The 21,173-nt window shown below is 46.3% G+C and carries 19 protein-coding genes; 13 read left to right on the top strand and 6 right to left on the bottom strand.

The features are described from left to right. The first annotated feature begins 96 nt into the window (after window positions 1-96). The 4 genes from ACJJIS_RS11805 to ACJJIS_RS11790 all read left to right on the top strand — a co-directional run bounded on the left by ACJJIS_RS11805 (window position 97) and on the right by ACJJIS_RS11790 (window position 2,690). A complete protein-coding gene (locus ACJJIS_RS11805; protein WP_444897564.1) occupies window positions 97-972 on the top strand; it encodes a patatin-like phospholipase family protein in 876 nt (291 codons plus the stop codon). Then, window positions 956-1,390, top strand: a complete 435-nt coding sequence (locus ACJJIS_RS11800; protein ID WP_475708177.1) for a nuclear transport factor 2 family protein — start codon at window positions 956-958, stop codon at window positions 1,388-1,390. The genes ACJJIS_RS11805 and ACJJIS_RS11800 overlap by 17 nt, the downstream gene beginning before the upstream one ends. Window positions 1,391-1,527: 137 nt before the next feature. Next, window positions 1,528-1,836, top strand: coding sequence for a transposase (locus ACJJIS_RS11795; protein WP_444905570.1), 309 nt, complete (start codon window positions 1,528-1,530; stop codon window positions 1,834-1,836). An 8-nt stretch (window positions 1,837-1,844) separates the two neighbouring features. Beyond that, window positions 1,845-2,690: an IS3 family transposase gene (locus tag ACJJIS_RS11790; protein WP_475710354.1), complete on the top strand. Its 846-nt coding sequence runs from the start codon at window positions 1,845-1,847 to the stop codon at window positions 2,688-2,690. A gap of 565 nt (window positions 2,691-3,255) precedes the next feature. On the opposite strand, the gene ACJJIS_RS11785 is transcribed toward ACJJIS_RS11790, so the two are convergent. The 3 genes from ACJJIS_RS11785 to hrpB form a co-directional block, all read right to left on the bottom strand. Next, window positions 3,256-3,618, bottom strand: a complete 363-nt coding sequence (locus ACJJIS_RS11785) for a hypothetical protein (protein WP_475708176.1) — start codon at window positions 3,616-3,618, stop codon at window positions 3,256-3,258. 272 nt (window positions 3,619-3,890) lie between these two features. Then, window positions 3,891-4,886 carry an endo alpha-1,4 polygalactosaminidase gene (locus ACJJIS_RS11780; RefSeq protein ID WP_475708175.1) on the bottom strand — a complete coding sequence of 332 codons (996 nt, stop codon included), beginning with the start codon at window positions 4,884-4,886 and terminating at the stop codon, window positions 3,891-3,893. Window positions 4,887-5,088: 202 nt separating this feature from the next. Next, window positions 5,089-7,653: an ATP-dependent helicase HrpB gene (hrpB, locus tag ACJJIS_RS11775; protein ID WP_475708174.1), complete on the bottom strand. Its 2,565-nt coding sequence runs from the start codon at window positions 7,651-7,653 to the stop codon at window positions 5,089-5,091. A 125-nt stretch (window positions 7,654-7,778) separates the two neighbouring features. Between hrpB and ACJJIS_RS11770 the strand changes: the two genes are divergently transcribed. Together ACJJIS_RS11770 and ACJJIS_RS11765 are read left to right on the top strand one after the other, a co-directional pair. Beyond that, complete coding sequence (locus ACJJIS_RS11770) at window positions 7,779-8,243, top strand: cupin domain-containing protein (RefSeq protein ID WP_444897561.1); 465 nt, start codon at window positions 7,779-7,781, stop codon at window positions 8,241-8,243. A 200-nt stretch (window positions 8,244-8,443) separates the two neighbouring features. After that, window positions 8,444-9,394 carry a D-alanine--D-alanine ligase family protein gene (locus tag ACJJIS_RS11765; protein WP_475708173.1) on the top strand — a complete coding sequence of 317 codons (951 nt, stop codon included), beginning with the start codon at window positions 8,444-8,446 and terminating at the stop codon, window positions 9,392-9,394. Window positions 9,395-9,547: 153 nt separating this feature from the next. Here the strand turns inward: ACJJIS_RS11765 and ACJJIS_RS11760 are convergent, their stop codons facing one another. Beyond that, window positions 9,548-10,666, bottom strand: coding sequence for a KamA family radical SAM protein (locus ACJJIS_RS11760; protein ID WP_475708172.1), 1,119 nt, complete (start codon window positions 10,664-10,666; stop codon window positions 9,548-9,550). Window positions 10,667-11,678: 1,012 nt separating this feature from the next. On the opposite strand from ACJJIS_RS11760, the gene ACJJIS_RS11755 reads away from it, so the two are divergent. The 4 genes from ACJJIS_RS11755 (at window position 11,679) to ACJJIS_RS11740 (ending at window position 14,284) form a co-directional block, all read left to right on the top strand. Then, complete coding sequence (locus tag ACJJIS_RS11755; RefSeq protein WP_413665519.1) at window positions 11,679-12,008, top strand: DMT family transporter; 330 nt, start codon at window positions 11,679-11,681, stop codon at window positions 12,006-12,008. Window positions 12,009-12,323: 315 nt separating this feature from the next. Next, a complete protein-coding gene (locus ACJJIS_RS11750) occupies window positions 12,324-12,830 on the top strand; it encodes a DoxX family protein (protein WP_444905513.1) in 507 nt (168 codons plus the stop codon). Window positions 12,831-12,925: 95 nt separating this feature from the next. After that, entirely contained in the window at window positions 12,926-13,363 is a 438-nt protein-coding gene (locus ACJJIS_RS11745) for a cupin domain-containing protein (RefSeq protein WP_475708171.1), read from the top strand. A gap of 174 nt (window positions 13,364-13,537) precedes the next feature. Further along, window positions 13,538-14,284 carry a putative adhesin gene (locus ACJJIS_RS11740; protein ID WP_475708170.1) on the top strand — a complete coding sequence of 249 codons (747 nt, stop codon included), beginning with the start codon at window positions 13,538-13,540 and terminating at the stop codon, window positions 14,282-14,284. A 175-nt stretch (window positions 14,285-14,459) separates the two neighbouring features. Here the strand turns inward: ACJJIS_RS11740 and pcp are convergent, their stop codons facing one another. Then, window positions 14,460-15,128: a pyroglutamyl-peptidase I gene (gene pcp, locus ACJJIS_RS11735; protein WP_475708169.1), complete on the bottom strand. Its 669-nt coding sequence runs from the start codon at window positions 15,126-15,128 to the stop codon at window positions 14,460-14,462. Between the two features lie 95 nt (window positions 15,129-15,223). After that, a complete protein-coding gene (locus tag ACJJIS_RS11730; RefSeq protein WP_444913560.1) occupies window positions 15,224-15,643 on the bottom strand; it encodes an ester cyclase in 420 nt (139 codons plus the stop codon). Between the two features lie 277 nt (window positions 15,644-15,920). On the opposite strand from ACJJIS_RS11730, the gene ACJJIS_RS11725 reads away from it, so the two are divergent. The 3 genes from ACJJIS_RS11725 (at window position 15,921) to ACJJIS_RS11715 (ending at window position 21,148) form a co-directional block, all read left to right on the top strand. Then, window positions 15,921-17,288 carry an efflux RND transporter periplasmic adaptor subunit gene (locus ACJJIS_RS11725; RefSeq protein WP_475708168.1) on the top strand — a complete coding sequence of 456 codons (1,368 nt, stop codon included), beginning with the start codon at window positions 15,921-15,923 and terminating at the stop codon, window positions 17,286-17,288. Next, a complete protein-coding gene (locus ACJJIS_RS11720; protein WP_475708167.1) occupies window positions 17,285-20,410 on the top strand; it encodes an efflux RND transporter permease subunit in 3,126 nt (1,041 codons plus the stop codon). The genes ACJJIS_RS11725 and ACJJIS_RS11720 overlap by 4 nt, the downstream gene beginning before the upstream one ends. Before the next feature lie 291 nt (window positions 20,411-20,701). Further along, window positions 20,702-21,148 (top strand): GNAT family N-acetyltransferase, encoded by a 447-nt coding sequence (locus tag ACJJIS_RS11715; protein ID WP_445354410.1) that lies wholly within the window; start codon window positions 20,702-20,704, stop codon window positions 21,146-21,148. Window positions 21,149-21,173: the final 25 nt, after the last annotated feature.

Raw genomic sequence — 21,173 nt, 5'->3', positions numbered from 1 at the left:
CGCAAAGAGCGGCCTGAAACTGCACTTGAGAGGATGTAAAACACAGAATGGACTCAGGAAGTTCCAGCCGGAAGGCTGCTGCAGGGAAGCGCGATCATGTTTGACCAAGTTGTTTTTGCCGGTGGTGGTGGGCGGTGTACCTGGCAGATTGGCTTTTGGGAGTCCATAGCCAACGAAATTAGTCTTTCTCCGAAGGTGGTTACTGCGGTTTCGGCAGGGGGCCTAATGTCGAGCCTGGTGCTGATGGGTAAGACGGAGGAGGCTCGAGAGCATTTCTGGACTGCGTTCGAGACTAATGAAAAAAATGCTTATTGGGGAAACCTTTTTGGTAAAGAACCTGTGTTCCCCCAATATGGAATCTACCGCAATGCGATGTTAGAGCTGTTTCGCGATGGACTGGAGACCCTTCAGCAGGGCGCAGAGTTGCGAATTGCGGTTGTTCACCCACCAAAAGGCCTATCTGGAGGTTTGGCTTTTGGAGTGGGGGCCATGGCCTACTATGCCGATAAGCATTTTTTACGCAGCCTTCACCCCAAGATCGCCCAGCGCTTAGGTTTTAAGCAGCAATTTTATCGAGCCCGGGATTGTTCCAGTATTGAGGAGTTGGTGGACCTGATTTTGTGCTCCTCCTGTACGCCGCCATTCACCCCAAGACTTAAGTTGCGGGGGCGAACAGCACTCGATGGTGGGGTGGTAGATAACATCCCGGTGGCAGGGCTGGATAATGGAAAGGGAAGGGTGCTGGTGTTGTTGACCCGTCGTTACGATCAGTTCCCGGACATATTTACACAGCGCAAAGGCGATCAGGATTGGACTTATGTCCAGCCCTCGAAACCGCCATTCATCAGTGTTTGGGATTACACAAATCCTGAGCTAGCCCAAAAAACTTACGAGTTGGGGTGTGCTGATGGGAGAGAATTTTTACAAAAACAAGTGAGTGAAGAGGAAGTCTCCAATGAACAATTCCAATAATAAAATAGCGGAATCTATTGCCCTATGGCACGAAATGGTCGCTGCGCGAGATCTGAGTCGCTTACCAGCGATCGTTGCAGAAGATGCTGTTTTTCGTTCACCGGCATTTTTTAAGCCCTACCACAGTTCCGCTGCTGTGTGCCTGATTCTCAATACGGTGATGCAGGTTTTTGAGAGTTTTGAATACGACCGTGAATTTACTACCGAATCGGGACACGATCTGGCTCTTGAATTCGCAGCCTCCATCGGTGATAAGAGCCTGAAGGGATTGGATATTATCCGCTTTAATGATGAAGGTAAGATTATTGAGTTTGAGGTGATGATACGCCCGCTCAACGCCCTGCAAAAATTGGCAGAGGAAATGTCCGGGCGGCTTTCCCAGTATGTGACTCAATATAAGGAAACTCATCAGGCCTAACTTCTAGAAAACTATAGAAGTGTACATTTACAAGTCTTCCACTTGGTTGACTTTAAATTAGGCGTTATGGTTAAGACTTACCCACGTTTAGTAGACACCCTGTATAGTTAGGTTTAGGCCTAACACGGAGGTGTATCATGGGTAAGAAAAAAACTCAGGCGTATACGGAGGAGTTCCGTAGAGAAGCAGTTAAGAGAGCGGAAAAGCCTGGAGTAACAACGGCTTCTGTGGCAAGAGAACTAGGCGTCAGCGCACAGCAGATCTACAACTGGCGTCGTCAATTTAATCGACTGTCTGATAAGCAGTTCAATAGTTTAGACGGTGTCGACTATTCCAAACAGGAAAGCGCTGAAGTTCGCAAGCTCAAGAAGGAGCTGCATGAAGCTCGTCAGGAGGTTGAGTTTCTAAAAAAGGCAGCTGCGTACTTTGCGAACCACCAAGAGTAAAGTACGCGCTGATACAAGAGCATGTAGGGTCATTCCCGGTTAGCTTGATGTGTCGGTGTTTAGAAGTCTCAAGATCGGGTTATTATCGATGGCGGGGGCGGTTGCCATCTGCTCGCACGATTAGAAAGATACGAACAATCGAGAAAATCCGAGAGACGTTTTCTGAGTTTAAAGGTCGTTATGGAGCGCCTAGAATCGCTTGCGAGCTTCAAGAATTAGGCGAGTCATGCTCGTGGAACTACGTCGCTAAGCTTATGCAACAGGAGCATATTAAAGCGAGAAACGGCAAAGGCTTTCGATATAGTCAGCCCGTAGAGAGGAATATCAATGTCGCCGCCAACCTACTTAAGCGTTGCTTCGATGTGGATCGACCAAATTGCCGCTGGACCAGTGACATTACGTATATCTGGGTTCTGGAGCGGTGGTTGTACCTCGCGGTAGTTATGGATCTGTACTCTCGACGTATTGTAGGTTGGGCATTTGACTCCCAGATGACCGATGAGTTGACACATCGAGCGTTGAAAATGGCCCTAGAGCGACGACAAATAAAGCCTGGACTAATAGTTCACTCTGACAGGGGTGTGCAATATCGATCGCAGAAATACCAGGATCTCTTGTCCGAAAGTAAGTGCAAGCCGAGTATGAGTCGCCAGGCTAACTGTTGGGATAATGCGGCAATGGAATCATTCTTTAGCAGGCTAAAAGTCGAGATGGTCTATGCCAGAGCATTCGAAAGCGAAGAGCAAGCAAAAGCTGCGGTGTTTGAATACATTGAGATTTTCTACAATAGGGTTCGTAGGCACTCTGCATTGGGCTATGTAAGTCCAGCAGAGTATGAGCGAAAATACGCATAGTTAGAGTGTCTACTTTTTGTGGGCAAGACCAGGTTATACAGCCGTTCAGCTTATGAGGGGCTGTATAACGGGTTAGTATTTATCTATTTGCGCAAATAAACTAGTTTGTAGGCTTTTGCCCAAAGCTTGATATTTCACAGCTTGCAGAGTCTGACTCTACATAACGGACAAACATCTTTGAATTTGAAGCTTTAGCTGCCAAGACGGTTGACCAAAATCGATTTTTACTTTCGGTTGTTGCGGAGTCCATATGGAAGGATGTGCAAACGTTATTGGTATCACCTGCGACATTGAAGACTTTTATAATCCCATTATCTGTGTAATTTTCAAGTTTCCAGTCTAACGGTATTGTATCTATCTCCCCTGCAAATGCGGCAGGTGAAAAAAATAACTGTAACCACTATGGTGTTAAAGATGTTTTTGTGCATTAGAACTTCCTTGAATTATTGGGTACTTTATTGATCAATTTAGGTATGGTATTGGGGGGTGGTAAACTTGGAAGCGATCTGGCCGGGATCCCTTTAATTAATCAGTCACAGCCAGATATAAGTGATTTTTAATTGAGCTAGCGTATGTCAATCATATGAGGCTTAGTCGCACTTTCCCAAGTTGGAATCGTACTGCAGGCGACACCATCTGGGTATTGGACTCTAATAGTGGTCTGAGAAAGTTTGGCTGACAGTATAATACTTAACCATGCATTACATGTACTACTGCTAACACCACTTTCTTCTCCTTCTGCGGGTCCTTCTACGGAGCATATTTTTCGCCCTTTATCATCCCCCCAAATTTCTTCGGAAGTAACCTGTAAGGTCCCTTCTGAGTTTACTTGAAAATTTGTAATAACACCGTCACAGTTAACATAAGCATTCGCATTTCCTGCTAATAAAAGGCCTGTTATTAATATACTCGGTATACTTTTATTCACGGATTATCTCTCCTTTTTGTTTCTATGATTTACGGCGAACATTACATAAATGATTTGGTGAGTTCAAGTAGAGGGTAGATTTCTATTGGGCGTGCAACTTAAAAAGTTGTGGTGCTGTGGCTCTACTCACCCACTTTGGGTTAAAATGCCAGTGCTTTGTTGTTTCTTGATGTTATGTTTCTATAGTCGAACGGCCGTCAAATAAATAGAGCTATCTTTGACTGATAGCCCCATAAAGCGTTTGTTTTGAGTTTCATATTTACTTGGAAGGATTAATCATTATTAGATTCAAAGTGTTCAAATGCATCGATTCCATCCATATAGGCCCCATCAAATCCTGCATCAACGATCATATAAATATAAGAATTATCGTTGCCGAAGATAATTTTCTGCCAGCCCTCCTGCCAGTACTTCACATAGTAATTGCCTGACTCACCGGGTACTCCCCCCAGTAGCCATTCGGGAGGGGTGTTGTACCAATAGGATTTCCAGTAATAACGATCGTCTTGTGCCTCGCCGACATTGACATAGGCCAGCACTAGGCGGCGCCCACCATTTTCTTTTACCCTGAGCTGCTCAATTTGTTCTTCTGTGTAAGGTTCACCGTCAAAGAAAAAGTCGATTATCAATATGTCGTAATCGGTTTCACTCAGTTTATCGATGAAATCTTGAGGCGTAGAGTAGTTGCTGGTATTGGTAATATTGACAAAGTTTTTGGCTTCCTCAAGGTCATCAATGTCCAGAGAGTTAACATTGAAGGGCTCATCGGGATACCGAGGTATATCGTTCAGGAGTTCGTTATCTGCGGCAAAAGAAATATACCCAGCCTCTTCGTTATTCTCATATGACTCATCAATATCCCGCTCAATATTGGTGAAGTCCGTGATTAGGATTGTATCCCCTTCATCTTTCGCCAAATCCAGATAAGTTTGCAGGCGCTCGGTTTCAGACTCACTGGTGGGCTCGTTGATATCACCATTTGCGCCAAAGAAGAGGGCCTCTTGTGCAATGCCGTCTGTGGCATCCAGGTAGGCTTCATCGACGGGGCCAGTGGTGGTAGTTGTCGTAGTAATCAACTCAACCCCATTCTGGGGTACGATGAGAAAGTGACGGTTGATGCCCTTGGCGTAGGCGCTGATATCCTCTACCAGGTAACGCATTTCCTTATCGTACTTGATAGTTGACTGATTCAAATCATCGGGAAGGTCATCGAGGCTACAGCCAAATATCAGTAATGGGCTGAGAGCTGCTAAGAGTATTCGGCGCAAAATACATCTCCATTGCTACGAGTTAGAGTTTGTTCTGGTTTTGGGGCGTCGCTGCGGGCCAAAATAAATCAGACTATCTCTATTGGCGCGAGTTCCTATCCCTTGCGGCAGCTTATGCTATCCGGTTGTTGCTGAATGTTAACTTAACCGCCGCCCAGAAAGTAATTTTGCTGCCTCAGGGGCAGTGAATCTAAAAAAAGAACTACCGTCCCATGTCCATTCTCTTCTTCGTTTTAGTAGTAGCCTCAGCCGTCAGGGGATCATCGGGCCAGTAGTGCTTCTGGTATTTGATACGCAACTCCTTCTTTACCTCTTGGTAAGTATTGGCCCAGAAATTCACCAGGTCACGGGTAATTTGAACGGGGCGCCGTGCCGGAGAGAGCAAATGAATCATCAATGGATAGCGGTTTTTTAGAATTGTTGGAGTTTGTGCTAATCCAAATAGCTCCTGCAGGCGCACAGCCAAAACAGGTGGAGTTTCTCCGTAGTCGATTCTTATCCGGGAGCCACTGGGAACCAGGTAGTGACTGGGGGCCAAGTCATCGAGTTTTTGTTGCAAGTCCCACTCAAGCTGTCCGCGCAAGATGCTTTGCAAGTCAAGCTGCCCTAGCTGCTCAAATTTGCTGAACCCCTGCAAATGAGGCAGCAGCCAATCCTCCATGGTCTCCAATAGAGCCTCATCACTCCAGTTTGGTACTCGAATGTCGCCGAGCAAATCCCCGCACTCTTCATTTTGGCGTAAAAATTCCACTCGAAAACGTAACTGGTTAGCTTCTGTGTTCCAGGGGAGGGAGGAGAGGCCTTTCTTTCGTACGGCTTCTAATAATGCGTGACTGAGGGTCTCCGGTGGAATATCTGCTGCAGGCCGCTGGTGTAAAACCAGCGCCCCCAATTGCGTTTGCTGTAGGGCGACAGCGCGGCCGGTAGTCTCGTCCCAGCGAACTGAAATCTCTTCTTTGATCTGGGCGGCGAAATGCGACTTCAAAGCGGGCAGGGAAATCTCTGCTGCCAGCTGGATACTTGCATCTCGGCCCTGGCCATCCAGTTCGGCAATGACCAAGTATTCGCTTAAAGCTAGGGCGTCATCATGGGAGAAATGTGCGCCTCGGCCACTGGAGAGTAGAAACCGGCGGCCGGTATCACTGCGCGATTTCGCAATACGGTCTGGGTAGGCGAGTCCAAGCAGGGCACCAGTTTCATCGGAGTGATCGATAGTCTGTGGTGCAGGACTTGAACTTGACTCAAATTTCTTTAATTGAGAGAGCCAGGTTTTAGACTGCTGGCGTATTCTGTGAGCAGTACCGCGATCTACCCGCCGATCGTTGCCTTGGGACTGCAGAGCCTGGATCCGTTTGCTAATGTCCCGATCCCATCGTGCTTCGCCACGGAAAATATCCCGTTCAGATAGTAGCGCTGCCAGCAGGCAGGCCTGTTCCTGCAATCCCCAGCCGACACTGGCAACTAACATATGTGCGAGGCGAGGGTGGGCGCCAAAGGCGAGCATGGTATTCCCGTGAGGGGTAATACGCAGTTTGTCATCCAGTGCCCCCAGTTGCTGCAAGAGCTGCTGGGCCTGGGCCATAGGTCCTGGGGGTGGTGTGTCGAGCCAGTTGAGTTCGCTGACATCGGTAACCCCCCATTTGGCTAATTCAAGTGCCAGGGGAGCCAGGTCACTGCGGGTGATTTCCGCTGTATTTTTGGCGCTCAATGACCGCTGCCGGCCCTCACTCCAGAGTCGCAGACAGTAGCCGGCGCTGAGACGCCCGGCGCGCCCTGTGCGCTGAGTAGCTGAGGCCTGGGAAATTGCGCTTGTCACCAAACGATTCATGCCACAGTTGGGATTAAAGCGCGATTCACGCATTAATCCTGAGTCGATAACTATTCGGGTGCCTTCAATCGTCAGGCTGGTCTCGGCCACATTTGTAGCCAGTACGATTTTTCTCGTGCCTGGTGCCGTTGGTGCTATCGCCTGATCCTGCTGCTCACGGCTCAGATCCCCAAAAAGCGGTGCAATAATAATGCGGCCCTTTTCGGTTTCCTCAGATAGTCGCTCCTCCAATAAGCTCTCAACCTGTTTGATTTCGGCGACACCAGGAAGGAAGGCGAGAACACTACCTTCTTGTTTACCTAAGGATGCGACAACTTTACTTGCCATCAAAGCCGGGATTTGTCGTTTGTCCTCGGGCTCTTCTCGTTGGTTCAAGTATTCAATATCGACGGGATAGCTGCGTCCTTCACTGGATATGATGGGTGCGTTATTTAGTAGTGAGGAGATGCCGCTGGTATCCAGGGTGGCAGACATCACCAGAATCTTGAGATCCTCGCGAAGATACTCCTGGGATTGGAGACATAAGGCGAGGGAGAGGTCGGCTTGCAGACTGCGCTCATGAAATTCATCGAATATGACCAGAGCGCTGGATGCCAATTCAGGGTCAGCCTGTAAGAGGCGCGTGAGAATTCCCTCGGTTACAACCAGGATGCGAGTCTTCTTGCTTGACTTCCGCTCGCCCCGGACCTGAAATCCAACGGTATCACCAACTTTCTCACCCAGCTGGTTAGCCATGCGCGCCGCTGCCGTTCTAGCGGCCAAACGTCGCGGCTCCAGCATAATAATATTCTTTCCGCTCAACCAAGGCTCATCTATTAATGCCAGTGGTACGGCGGTCGTTTTACCCGCTCCGGGGGGCGCCTGGAGCACGACATTACTATGCCCTCTCAAGGCCTGGAGCAGTTCGGGGAGGATACTTTGAATAGGTAACTCAGACATGGGCGCGATTATAGTTATTTCGCAACATCGGTGATACCAGCACTGTCCGGTAAGCTGGCTAGCTGCTGGCTGAACTATATTCTCCCGTAACTAGATGGTTGCTGCCCAAGAGAGAGGAGAGTGCGATGAGTGTGAATGTCCGGCGAGTTGTTACAGGGCACGACCCAGAGGGAAAGCCAGTAGTGCTCATAGATGATCAGGGTTTGCATACCAGTAGTTGGCGGCCTCATATGGTTCAGCAGCAGTTATGGACTACCCAGGACTTGCCCGTAGAGCTTTGTGAAGATGGTAGAGACAACGGCGGGAGAAAATTTGATGGAACTACGATTCCGGGAGGCTCGGTTTTTAAGGTCGTAGAATTTGGGCCGGGAGTTACGCCACGATCTCACCAAACTGACAGCATTGATTATGCGGTGGTGATGTCTGGGAATATCGAGATGGAAATGGGAGATGAGGTTGTTGTGAAACTGTCCGCAGGAGATGCACTTGTCCAGCGGGGGACAGTTCATAATTGGGTCAACCGAGGTGAAGAACCTTGCGTGATAGCTTTTGTGCTAATTAGCTCTACGGGCAATACGGCATTTGGTTAGTTGTCTTTATTAATGGTTACTTGCAAGTACTTTCGACTTCAACCCTATCCAAAACTCAGGACTAATGAAGGTTATTAACTTCTTTTTTACGTTCACTTTTCCGGGTAGGGGCTGGGGGGCGTTAAAGTGAAAATCAGTTGCGTAGCTAATATTCCAGTCCGGCATTCGATAGATTATGTAGTGGCAGCGGAGCATGATTGATGCGTATCGGTATAGTCTACGACCTTCGTGATGATTATCTCGGGATGGGGTTTAGTGAAGAGGACGTCGCTGAACTTGATTACCTGGAGACGATAGATGCGATTCACGATGCGCTTACCTGCGCAGGCCACCATATCGAACGGGTCGGCAATATTTACAGGTTGGCGCAGCAACTGGTTGAAGGTAACACCTGGGATCTAGTGTTCAATGTTGCTGAGGGGATGTACGGAACTGGGCGTGAAGCACAGGTTCCCGCTTTGTTGGATGCCTGGAAGATACCGTACACATTTTCTGATCCATTTGCTAACACAGTGACTCTTAATAAGGAGATGACCAAACGCATATTGAGGGATATGGGTATACCAACGGCAGAGTTTGCAGTTGTTCGAAGCGTTACAGATGTCAATCGAATAGAGCTTGAATATCCCTTGATGACAAAGCCGCTCAGGGAGGGAACTAGTAAGGGGGTATCGCCTGAGTCCAAAGTTATCGACAAGGCAGCTTTGAAAAACCGCTGTGAATACCTTTTGAATCGGTTTAATCAGCCAGTACTGGTTGAAACATTCCTACCTGGCCGAGAGTTTACTGTAGGCTTTTTAGGAACGGGTGCAACTGCCGAGTGCATTGGCGTTATGGAAAAGTTATTGGGCGATGAACTTGTGTATTACAAGTATGATGGAGCTTTCCCCGGCCGGCTGGTTGACGATGGTCAGGCGCTTAAGGTTCGAGCAATTGCGCAGAAGACTTGGGAAGTTCTTGAGTGTCGTGATGGTGGTCGAGTTGATATTCGCTATGATGCACGGGGCGCCCCCATGGTTATGGAGGTCAATGTCTTACCGGGTTTGCGGCCTGAAGTTTCTGAACTGCCCGTGATGTGTGAATTGGCGGGTATTCAGTATGGGGCCATGATCAACCGCATTGTGGAATCAGCTATAAGCAGTCATTTATAGTTATCCTGGATCCTGCAAAACTCTACGATATATTGCGGTGCATACTATCGTTGCCAAACACTTGGTGTTTTGGGTATCTCAGGAACATCCAAAAAGGCATCAGCGCAATAAATTTGTGACTTATGATTACCTTCTCTGGTAGTTAGCACTTTGTTACTCCAGATATATACCCGTTTGTCCTCTGAAATTTCGAATGTGCCATTCGCCTTCGATATCGCCTTGTTTTACATATTCGTAGGGCATGACCGGGTTTTTGCCCAGCTCGGTAGTAAGTACATATTGAGGAACCGCAAAACCCGTGATGTGCCCCTGCAATGACTCATAAATCGCCTGCCCTTCCTTCAGGCTTGTCATAAAGTGAGAGACACCGACCACATTATCGCAGTGATAGAGGTAATAGGGCCTGACTCGTATTTTTACCAGAGCGAGCATCAATTGGCGCATAACATCCGGTGAATTGTTCACGCCTTTTAAAAGTACTGTTTGATTTCCTAGCGGAATGCCTGCCCTCAGCAAGCGGCCGCATGCAGCGGCGGCTTCTTCTGTGACTTCTTTGGGGTGATTGAAGTGTGTGTTCAGCCACACCGGATGAAATGATGCGAGCATTTCGCACAATTCGTCGGTGATACGTTGGGGGGCCAGTACTGGGAAGCGTGATCCAATTCGAATAATTTCCACATGATTTATTGCCCTCAGCTTCTCCAATAGTCTGGCTAAGCGGTCGTTGGAGTACATCAGTGGGTCGCCGCCAGTGAGTAATACATCGCGAATCTGTGGATGTGATTCTATGTAAGCAATATCCTCCTCCCAGCTGGTTGCTTCGCCTTGTTCAAAATAACTTTCCGGGCCCACCGTTGTGGTGTGAAATTTCCTTGTGCAATGACGGCAATAAACAGGGCAAACAGACGTTACCAGAAAGATGACGCGATCCGGGTACTTATGTACGACACGGTTGGTTTTACGAAAGTACTGATCACCTACAGGGTCAACGTCTGCACTGTCGGGTACGATGGTTTCCTCTAGTGAGGGAACTGCCTGCAATCTAATTGGACAATTAGGGTCGTCAGGGTCCATTAAAGAGGCGTAGTAGGGTGTAATACTCCACCGATAGATTCCTTTGAGCTTTTGGATAGCGTCAGATTCAGAAGTAGAAACATTGATCCATCGCTTCAGGCCATCCAATGTGCTGATGCGATTGCGCATCTGCCAGCGCCAATCAGACCAGGCCTCGTCAGAGTTTCCTGTTACGGAACGGACTATAATGTTGCGCATAAGTATCGCCGCTCTGTTGTGCATTCATTTGTTGCTGATGGTCTGCCTCGATATCCGAGATTGCCTGTAAGGGGCTTGAACATGGATTGCCTGTGAAGTAATCATTATGTGTAATGAAATCTGTGGAAGGATTTGATGTTCGTAATGCCTCAAATCTCTGTAGGGCTTTCTGCGATATTTTGAGCAGCCAACTTCTGAGCAACCAATTCCAGTGTATTTTGAGACCATACTACTTAGTTTCTTCAATACCCTTGGGAAGTAGGGGGGGCTGTATTTTATCTACCGCCTTTCTAATAAAAGTAGAAGATGCGATTTTCAGCTGGTAGGTACTAAGAATACTGCTTTTTCGATAGCTTGGGAGATAAGTGTTTTGCGCTCTAAACGCTAAATCGAGAAAGTTGTAATCATCGTGATTGTATGCCTGTAGTAACACAGATCTAAAAAGGGGTGCGTCATTGGCGATAAAGGGTGTAACCACACAAATTATACCAAGTATCGGTTTCACGATATTTCAATCCTATATCCCAAATATCATTTAGTTGTTGCTCTATGCAACTTGCCTGCTACGTGAGGTAGATGTTATATGGTCCGCACTCCTCTGTTTAATAAATATTTGCACACATTGAGTATTTTTCAACAAGTCAGTAATCGCTGGTATGGGGCCAATATGAGTGTAAAATTAGTCACGATTGTTTCTGGAGGAGTATAAAAAACAGCTGTAATACTACAATTAGATCTATTGGTATCGATAGGCTAGGTAGTTGTCGGGGCTGAAATCTAGCTCTTCTTTTATTGCTGATTTGTCAATGGGAAGACATGAGTTATCTTGGGTAGCCAGAGGGCTGACTGCTGACTGCTGACTGCTGACTGTAAAGTCCAGCATTGTATTTCGTACAGCCGCATAGTAAATAGCAGAATCCCCGCTATTTTCCAATAGCGCTATTCGTCATAAATTTGATAGTATCTAGCTGATCAAGTGATTTGACTACAATAAATTCTAATGGAGTAGAACTTGACCTATTTGTTTTTATTTTTTGCAATCATTACCGAAGTTACAGCTACCCTACTACTTAAGGCTTCCAACGGTTGGGAAAAGTGGTGGCTGGGAATGGCCTCTATCTTTTTTTATTCTCTGGCGAGTCTATTTCTTGCGTTTGTACTAAAAAATATGAATGTGGGAATGACTTATGCCATCTGGTCAGGCGTCGGTATTGCTCTTGTTTGTGCAGCTTCTGTGGTTATTTGGCAGCAAAAGTTTGACGTATACGCTGTGAGTGGAGTTGCTTTGATATTTATGGGTACGGCTCTAATTACTATAAAATCCACTGTATTTGAGCAGTAGCTTTTTCCTAAAGCTTTTATAGGGCGGCTTTACTCAGAGAAAGGCCGGTGAGATTGGATTTACGGTGTAAATGCATCAATGAATTGCTGGCCTCCTCCGAAGAATAGGTTTGTGGCATTCTTTGAAGTGCCTCTTTTGTCATTTAGGTAAACCTGGTTTACTGCAATAATATATATGGTGTTGCGAATTAGGCAATTTTTGCGGTTCAACGGGGTGGGCTTGGCCTATTATTATAGATGACTGTAAACCCTTTTATGATATCTCTTAAAAGGGAATGTATGGCTGTGGTTGAGTTGTGTGTTAAGGAAGTGTTATATGAAGCAGAGCACGCACGAAAGCTATGAGACTGCAGCTGATTTACAGTTGGCCTTGATTCGAATTTATATCGGGCTCAATTTTACCCATCATTTTGCTGAGAAGTTTGGTCTGCTGGGCGCAGACGCTTACAATTTTGTTGTTCATTATTTTGAGGGGATTGGATACTCATCCTCTATGGTGATTATCTCTGGTATTTGTGCGTTCTCTGCATTTGTTGGATTTACTTTCGGTTTGTTTACGCGGTTTGCCGCTGTTGGGACTGCTCTTTATTTGATGATTGCATTATTTGAAGGGCGGCATTATCTTGCAGGTTTTTCATGGGCAAGTCATGTCAGTGGTATAGATATTAGTGGAAATATACAAACCGTTTATGGGGGGTGGGAATACCCTCTTTTTTGGGCTTTTATTTGCTTATCTTTTGTGTTAACTGGTGGCAGAAAGTGGTCTGTAGATCAATATTTGAGGAAGACAAATTCTTCGGTGTTACAGTTTCTAAGTCGGTGATCTGGATTGTCTGAAACTAGGGGTAACCTATGGATAATTAGTGATTTATCGATGAGGCAATTTTTAGATTTTGCTGATGAGGTGAGATACTCGTAGTGCAAGAAGAAATCGTTCGCCAAGATTTTTATCATCTTTGGTATGATAAAAGAGGAAGGTCAAGAACCACTGTAGGACATTTTTCAGATTTTGAATTGATTCAATACTCCAATCCTGTGCCCGAATATCACTATCGTGATTTGCCTAAAGTTATTCGAAGTGAGTTTGCAATTTTGCCTCCTGGGTGGAAAAGCGATTTTCACTCTACTCCGAACCCTCAATGGGTTATTACATTATCTGGCTGTTGGCGTACGACAACTCGGGACGGTGTTGAGGTGATATATAGGCCTGGAGATGTTCATTTTGGGGGAGACACGCCTGTTAATGGTATAGCTATTGACCAGCAGGGGCATTGTACGATTAATCCCTCCAAAACAGATCCCGCGAAATTACTTATATTAACTGTCGACTCTTTGCTTCCTGCTCCTGAAGAGTGAGTATCTAATAGTTTGCCTGATAGACTCCGGATCATATTTCCTGTAGCTATTGAAAGCTATTTTTGATTAAAAAATCGCATATTTTAAACATTTACTTTGGCTGTTGGGTGGAATACGATTTTTCTCGAGATAATTCTATTTGTTAACTTAGGCTTTGAAAGCTGGGGAGGGTTTATGCCTGCAAAGGAGTTTTTCAGTAATGTCAAAAGTGCTTTAAAGGATTATTTTGGTAACAAGGCAACAGCGCTTTGGCATACCTTTGATGATTCTGAAGTGGCGGTGGCAGGGAACTATCAGTGTATAGATCTTGATGGTCGTGCTTGGTTGTGGACTCCTCGTGGAATGACAACAAACCGGTTAATTGTAACTGCTCACGGGTATCGCAGAACCATATCCAGTTTCAAAATAGAGCACAATGTTAACCTGCATTTTTACTCGCGTGATAAATTCAGTGTGAATGACCCTGGACTTGGGAGGTTTTATGATCGGGGGGCCAATTCTGTTGAAGATTTAGGTTTAAATGATACTTGTTTTAACTACATCCTGACAAAGTATACCAGTAGCGCTACTAATAGACACAATACTAACAATGAAACTTATACTTCGATTAATGCGATTATGTCTCACAATGATAGCGATAGTCGAAGACGCAGAATTCAGAATGCTAATAATATCGGAATGGTTGCCAAGGCAAATAGCATTCAGTCCTTTCAGCCGCCCAGTATTCTGACCATAAGAAATAGACAGTTTATGGCAGCTGTAAACCTGAAGTGGGATTTGGATACCTTGGCGAAAAAGGGGCATCACTTTAATGACATTGATTGTCTCTTCTGTAGAAATACTCTTTGGACTGGCACAGTAGCTGTGATGTCGGGTCTATCCGGAGGAGATAAATATAGTGATGATGTTGCTATAAATTAGTAGTACCAGAAGGGGTTGTTTTATAGTGTTAATATGGCCTTTTTTTATTCGGTAAGAGCATTTATTGATCTGCTTGGTGCTTTGAATTATCTCGTTGATATTTCCTTCTTTGTATGTTGATTGCATTGAAATTACTAGTAGGAAAAATATGACCTTACTAAACTGTTCAATTTGATTAGATTTGTAAGTGAGAAGGGATCGGATCGTCAGTGTCCCGCGGGTTAGCTAGTGCGGCTTCAATGGCGGCCTGTATCCCAAGGGCGGCAGTTTCTTTTGACATGCTGGGATTGCCGATATTTTCGGGTAGTGCGGCAATCTGGGGTAGCTGAGGAAGGTGTATCCAGCCGGCGGGGATATTCAGCTGATTAGTCGCGATATAGTGAAGCGCGCCATACATCATATGGTTGCAACAAAAAGTACCCGCAGTATCAGAAATATCGGCAGGAACACCAATATCGCGCATTGCCATAACCATTGCGCGGATAGGGAGTGTGCTGTGATAAGCGACAGGACCATTTTGTACAGTCGGCTCACCCTGCATTTCAACTCCCCGGTTATCTTTCAGGTTATATCTGGTGGAGTCATTATAATTTTGTGCAATTCTCTCAGCCGTAATGATTGCACGGCCACTGTACTCTCCTAACATCACCACTAATTGCGGTTCTATTTCTTCAATAGCATCTGTGACAACTTCAATGCTTTCAAAGAAATTGTTGGGTATCAAAAGACCATGAATATCACCATTGGCTATTCGTGTTCCGTCCAGCATACGCATAACTGACTCAGCTGGATTTATCGGTGTGTTACCAAAGGGCTCAAAGCCAGTCAATAAAACTTTTGCCATAGAGATATTATCGTAAATAGATACAGAAAGATTGATATATTGTTAGTTGTCAAAGGTAGCGTTGTGCAGGCTACCTTTGACTGGTTCGTGGTCGGCTATTCAACTAAACCTAATTGCTCCAGGAAAGTGTATTTATCCCAGTCCACCCAGCTTTCCACCATTTTTCCATCTTTATATCTATCGGTATGCACGCCAGTCCAACTGCTGGTTTTTCCTGTTGCGTCATACTGTAGGAATTTTCCCGTATGGGTGGCGGTTATCCTCCAGCGGGTGCAGACGTAATCTCCCTCAGAAATTTGCAGCAGAATTTCTAACTTTGTATTGGAGAATCCCTGGTGAAAATCTGCGACAAGTTGCTGCCATCCTTGTACTGTTAGCGCTGAAGTGTCGCCTCCAGCATAAGGCATTTGGTGGTTTTTATAATCCGGTGATAAATAATCTGTCGCTTTGTCGGGGAAGTTGTCCCCCCACAATTCCAGTATCGCTTTTGATGTCTCTTTGTGATTGTTCGCCATTTTTGTCCCACTGTCAGTTAGGTCGGAATTTGGTAGCCCAAGCATAGTTCAGTGAATTTAAGGGGGGAGTGAATCGAAGTGGGATTGAATTCAATATTGATAGTCGATTGATATGAGTTGGCGCAGATTACATGATAAATAAATATATTGAGTAACTACTTTAAGCTTTATAGGGTGTTGTGCGTTCTGCGAACTTTAATAGAGTATTCAACTGCTGGGTTTTAGTGGCACTAGGCTTTTTAAGGTCTGGTTCGGCCAGTTCTTTATGGGTAAAACTATGACAAGTAGCGCAATCAAAGCCTTACTAAAGCGTCGTCGAATGCTACCCGTTTTGATACTTGGTGGAATTTTAATGGCTGTGTCGCTGGTGGCCAGTCGACAGAAACCACAAAGATACGAAGGGCAAGTTCCGGAGCTGCTGGTGGAAGCTATCGAAGTGAAGCGAATGCCTATTCGAGCTGAAACTGTTGCTTTTGGAGAGGTGATGCCGAGCCTTACCCTTGAGGCAAACTCTGAAGTTGGTGGTCGTGTGGTTTCAGTGTCGGCTGATTTGGAACCTGGCGCAATAATATCTGCCGGGGCACCAATCCTAAATATTGACGAAACCAGCTATCAATTGGCCGTTGCTCAAGCGGAGAGTGACCTGGCTGTTTATCGCGCAAAATTGCAAGAACTGGAGGTTGAAAAGGCTAATAGACAGCTTTCGTTGGAAATAGCTCAGAGGACACTGGAATTAGGGGAACAGGAATTACAGCGAAAAGAGCAGTTGGCGGTTAAGGGGATTGTTTCTCGCTCAGCGGCTGATGCGGAGGAGCAACGGGTATTGAAGTTGCGACAAGAAGTTGAACTTCAAAAGGGTAATCTCTCCCTATTTCCCACTCGTAGGCAGGTGATAAAGGCCCAGATAAGTCGTGCTGAAGCGCTGCTTGGTGAAAGTCGCTACCAGTTATCGCGAACCCGGATAAGCCTGCCCTATAACGTGCGGATCGGTGATGTCTATGTGGAGGCTGGCCAGTCTGTTGCCCATGGGACTCGGCTTTTTGTCGCTTATGGTATGGATCAGGTGGAGGTTTCAGCCGAACTGACGATGGCTCAAATAGTGCCTCTTTTTCGGAGTATTGAATCTCCCAGTGATCAAACTCTCTCGCCTGACGACTTCTCAGATGCCTTATTGGGATTGGAGGCCAGGGTTGGACTGGTAGGTGGTATTAAACCGGTGGAATGGCGGGGCAGGGTAGTGAGAGTTGGAGGTACCATGGATACCACAAGCAGAACTCTATCCGTAGTGGTTGCAGTGGATAACCCTTATCGAAATATAGTAGCCGAGGGTCGGCCGCCCCTATTTCGTGGTATGTATGCCCGGATTAAGCTTGTTGCACCTCCTTCGCCAGCTTTGGTTATCCCTCGCAGAGCCATGCATGAAGGGCGGGTCTACTTGGCTGAAAATAATCAATTGAAGATTCGCACCATAACGGTGGACTACTACCTGGGTGATCTAGCTGTTGTTCGCTCTGGCTTGGTGCCTGGAGATCAGGTGATAACTACTGATGTTATCCCAGCAATCAGTGGGACGGCAGTATCTGTCATCGATGTCAAAATGGGAGTTTCAGACCTGGCCGTGGCAGCAGAGGAAGTTGGCGAGTGATTCGCTTTTTTGCGATCCACCCAACTGCTGCCAATTTGCTTATGGTGGGTTTAATGCTGGCTGGCTTTTTCGTATTGCCGACGATGAAGCGAGAGACTATGCCGGAAATCGACAAGTTCGAAGTACAAGTCTCAGTATTTTATCCTGGTGCAGCTACCGCTGAGGTCGAAGACAGTATCTGCCTCCCCCTCGAAGAGGCAACGGATGGCATCCCATTTATTGATGAGCGCCGCTGTGAAGCTGCAGACAATCTTGGCGTGATGAAACTGAAAATGCAGGAAGCAGGTGATATGGGGCAGTTTCTTGCCGACAATGAATCTGCAGTAGATGCGATAGACTCCCTTCCTGCTGAGAGCGAAAGGCCAGTCATAGAAGAGCTGGGACGTACCCAGCCGGTGGTGAGTGTTGCCCTAAGCGCAGATTTGCCTTTGATCCAGCTCAACCAATTGGCCGAGCACTATCGCCGAGAGTTACTTCGTCATCCGTTGGTGCCCATTGTCAAAATTTCCGGTTTTTCAGACCATCAATTGCAAGTGGAAATTTCAGATTACAATTTGCGACAGTATGGACTGAGTGTTGCCGATCTTGCCGCAATTATCGATAAGCAGGCAATTGATATGCCCGCCGGTAAGGTAACTGCACCTGATCGGGAGTATCAGGTTCGTTTTACCGAAAAGCGGCGCACCGCAGCAGAGCTTGAAGAACTTATTGTTGTCAAAGGAATGGCTGGCGCAGAGGTGCGATTGGGCGATATTGCCACTATCTACGACAGTTTTGAAAAGGAGGAGGACAAAATCACTTTTGATGGGCAGCGAGCCGCATTGCTTGTTGTTCAGAAAAACAGTGTGGATGACAGTTTGAGGGTGTTGGAAGCGGTTCGCGAATTTGTACAAGCGGAAAATGCCCGTTTGCCGGAAGAAATGCGGTTGATTCTTACTCAGGATAGCGCCTCAATTGTTGCTGATCGTTTAAGGATGATTATTACCAACGCCTGGCAAGGGCTTATTCTTGTTGCGCTGACCCTTTATTTGTTTTTTAGCGGGCGATATGTGTTTTGGGTGGTTATGGGCCTGCCCGTTTCATTTCTCGGCGCCTTTGCTGTGATTACTGCTTTGGGTATATCCATCAATATGATCAGCTTGGTGGGGCTGCTGATTGCAATTGGCATCTTGATGGATGATGCCATTGTGCTTTCGGAAAGTATCGCCACCGAATACCGAGATGGCCGTACACCTCTTCAGGCGGTGGTTATCGGAACCAAGCGTGTTGCAAGGGGGGTTATCTCCTCATTTGTCACTACCGTGATCGTTTTTTCTGGATTAGCTTTTATCAAAGGGGACATGGGGCAGGTCCTCAAAGTTTTGCCAGTTGTTTTGATCTCTGTACTAGTGGTTAGCCTGATTGAAGCCTTTCTTATTCTCCCCGCCCATTTGCGTCATGCCCTTTCGTACAAGGAAAACCCATCAGCCTGGAAAGTCGCTTTTGCTGAGCGATTTGAGTTGTGGAGAGAGTATGTCGGGCGTGTCGCTGATAAAGCGGTGGAATACAGATATGCTTTTGTCGGCGGCGTAGTGGGACTATTTTTTGTTACGGTGAGTCTTCTTCCTGCGGGGTTAGTTAAATTCCAAGGGTTTCCTACATTGGAGGGAGATTTACTACAGGCCCGAATTCTAATGCCCCAAGGAACCTCCCTCGTAGAAATGGAAAATCTGGTGGCGTATCAGAAGAAGGCCCTGTATTTAGCTGCTGGAAACCTCTCAGGGAAAGAGGTAGCGCCACTTATCGAGCACATTAGTGTTACTTACGGTGTGAATGGCGATGCTTTTGAGAGTGGAGCTCATGTAGCCACAATAAATGTCGACCTACTGGCTGCAGAGGTTCGCCATACAAGTATCAGTGAGTTACGTCAGGCCTGGAGTAAGGCTGCTGGCGATATACCTGGTGCGATCGCGATTTTGTATAAGGAGCCATCGCCTGGTCCAGCTGGACGAGCTATTTACCTTCGCTTGGCCGGGCTGGATATTGATCAGCTAAAAGGAATATCTATACGTCTACAAAACTGGCTGCGCAGTTACGAAGGAGTGGTGAATGTACTGGATGACCTGCGTCCTGGTAAGCCACAGCTGACGGTCCGAATGCGGGAGGGGGTTTATGCTTCTGGTATTGATGCCAGTGTTGTGGCCACTCAACTGAGAGCTGCCTATCAGGGCACAGAGATTGATGAAGTGCAGTATCAGGGAGAGACTTACGAAATTCGTGTTCGAATGGATGAGCCATCTCGCAGTGCGCTGTCACGATTTGACGAGCTTGTCATTATCCACCCTGAAACAAGGCAGCGTGTACCCTTGATGGCAATTGCCGATATTGAAATGCACCGGGACTATGCGCGTATCCAGAGAATAAATGGTGAGCGTGTTGTTACGGTCTTTGCAGATGTTTTTACAGAGAGGGCCAATGCCAGTGAAATTCTGCTGGATACCCAACAGAACTTTTTTGCACCATTGGAGCAGGAATTTCCGGGCCTAAGGGTAACCATGAAAGGAGAGATTGAGAATAGTCTCATTACAGGTCTATCGATGGGTAAGGCCTTGTTGATCGGGGCAATAGGAATCTATTTACTACTCTCGCTTCAATTTCGTAGTTATACCGAACCTGTAATTGTGATGATGGCGATTCCCCTGGCTTTAATAGGTGTAGTCTGGGGACATATTATTATGGGGCAGAATATGACGATGCCCAGCATGATGGGATTTGTCTCTCTCACTGGAATTGTGGTGAATGATTCAATCCTGTTAGTAGAGTTTGTGAAGCTTCGTGTCCGAAAGGGAATGGACGTTCACTCGGCGGCGAGTCAAGCCAGTCGCGACCGGTTCAGGGCTATTTTCCTTACCTCACTGACAACAGTGGCCGGATTGTTGCCACTGATGTTCGAAACCAGCCTTCAAGCCCAGATACTGATTCCACTGGTGACCAGTATTGTATTTGGGATAAGTAGTTCAACCGTTTTGATTCTGTTAGTCCTGCCAGCCCTTTATGGCATTCTTAAGGACTTTGGCTTAACTGAGCGAATTCAGGAGCCGCTAGATCGATTACCTGAAGATATCGCCGCTTCTACGACTTAAATAATCTTGATTGTTGAAGTGAAAAAGCAGCTGGAATGATTGGTAGAAGAAGGAAGATAAAGAGAAAGCAGTGGTAATACTTTGAGCTCCGGGAAGAATTATTCATCAATTCTTAATTAGCGCACATGTACGAGTATCCAATATAGGGTTTCGGAGTTGGTTTAAGTAGTCCAATGTTCCATGTACGTCACGGAAGAAGTAGCGAATAGTCCTTGTTGTCCCCTTTACTTCAATTGATAATCAGGAAGATAAATTTGAACTTGCCTTCTTTTGTACAGATTCACTCTCAAAATGATTAGAAAATACAATAAAAATGACTATCCAAGTGTGCTGGATATATATGCCCGTTCAAAACTTGATGAGCTACGGTTTGAAAGCCGGAGTTTCAATCTACTGCCACTGGATAAAGATCAAAAACGTTTGGCCCAGCTGATGGAGTCGGATATTTATGTGTACGAAAAAGGTGATGTTCTTGGCTATGGTGCGCGATATAAGAATGAGATTCGTGCACTGTTTGTGCATCCTTCGTTTAGAGGTCAGGGGGTAGGGCGGGAGTTGCTGGAGTACCTGTTAGGGGAAATCAGTGGCGCTGTACACCTGCAGGTTGCCAAGACCAACGACCCGGTGAAAAACCTGTATCGCAAATATGGTTTTGTGGTGACCAGGGAGCTGCAAACTACCTACAGTGGGGTCCCTGTACTTGCCAATGAGATGGTTCGCCCCCCCAGCGCCAACTAAATACACAAACACCTATGCTACAGGA

Source organism: Microbulbifer maximicatervae (SeqCode) (genome assembly GCF_056231245.1).
The sequence above is the reverse complement of the archived record's forward strand: the minus strand, read 5'-3'. Positions and strand labels throughout refer to the sequence as shown.

What these genes read in the sequence shown, in the direction of transcription:
- ACJJIS_RS11805 (WP_444897564.1), top strand. Translation starts at nt 97, where the DNA reads ATGTTTGACCAAGTTGTTTTTGCCGGTGGTGGTGGGCGGTGTACCTGG.
- ACJJIS_RS11800 (WP_475708177.1), top strand. Translation starts at nt 956, where the DNA reads ATGAACAATTCCAATAATAAAATAGCGGAATCTATTGCCCTATGGCAC.
- ACJJIS_RS11795 (WP_444905570.1), top strand. Translation starts at nt 1,528, where the DNA reads ATGGGTAAGAAAAAAACTCAGGCGTATACGGAGGAGTTCCGTAGAGAA.
- hrpB (WP_475708174.1), bottom strand. Translation starts at nt 7,653, where the DNA reads ATGTCTGAGTTACCTATTCAAAGTATCCTCCCCGAACTGCTCCAGGCC.
- ACJJIS_RS11770 (WP_444897561.1), top strand. Translation starts at nt 7,779, where the DNA reads ATGAGTGTGAATGTCCGGCGAGTTGTTACAGGGCACGACCCAGAGGGA.
- ACJJIS_RS11765 (WP_475708173.1), top strand. Translation starts at nt 8,444, where the DNA reads ATGCGTATCGGTATAGTCTACGACCTTCGTGATGATTATCTCGGGATG.
- ACJJIS_RS11760 (WP_475708172.1), bottom strand. Translation starts at nt 10,666, where the DNA reads ATGCGCAACATTATAGTCCGTTCCGTAACAGGAAACTCTGACGAGGCC.
- ACJJIS_RS11750 (WP_444905513.1), top strand. Translation starts at nt 12,324, where the DNA reads ATGAAGCAGAGCACGCACGAAAGCTATGAGACTGCAGCTGATTTACAG.
- ACJJIS_RS11740 (WP_475708170.1), top strand. Translation starts at nt 13,538, where the DNA reads ATGCCTGCAAAGGAGTTTTTCAGTAATGTCAAAAGTGCTTTAAAGGAT.
- pcp (WP_475708169.1), bottom strand. Translation starts at nt 15,128, where the DNA reads ATGGCAAAAGTTTTATTGACTGGCTTTGAGCCCTTTGGTAACACACCG.
- ACJJIS_RS11730 (WP_444913560.1), bottom strand. Translation starts at nt 15,643, where the DNA reads ATGGCGAACAATCACAAAGAGACATCAAAAGCGATACTGGAATTGTGG.
- ACJJIS_RS11725 (WP_475708168.1), top strand. Translation starts at nt 15,921, where the DNA reads ATGACAAGTAGCGCAATCAAAGCCTTACTAAAGCGTCGTCGAATGCTA.
- ACJJIS_RS11715 (WP_445354410.1), top strand. Translation starts at nt 20,702, where the DNA reads ATGATTAGAAAATACAATAAAAATGACTATCCAAGTGTGCTGGATATA.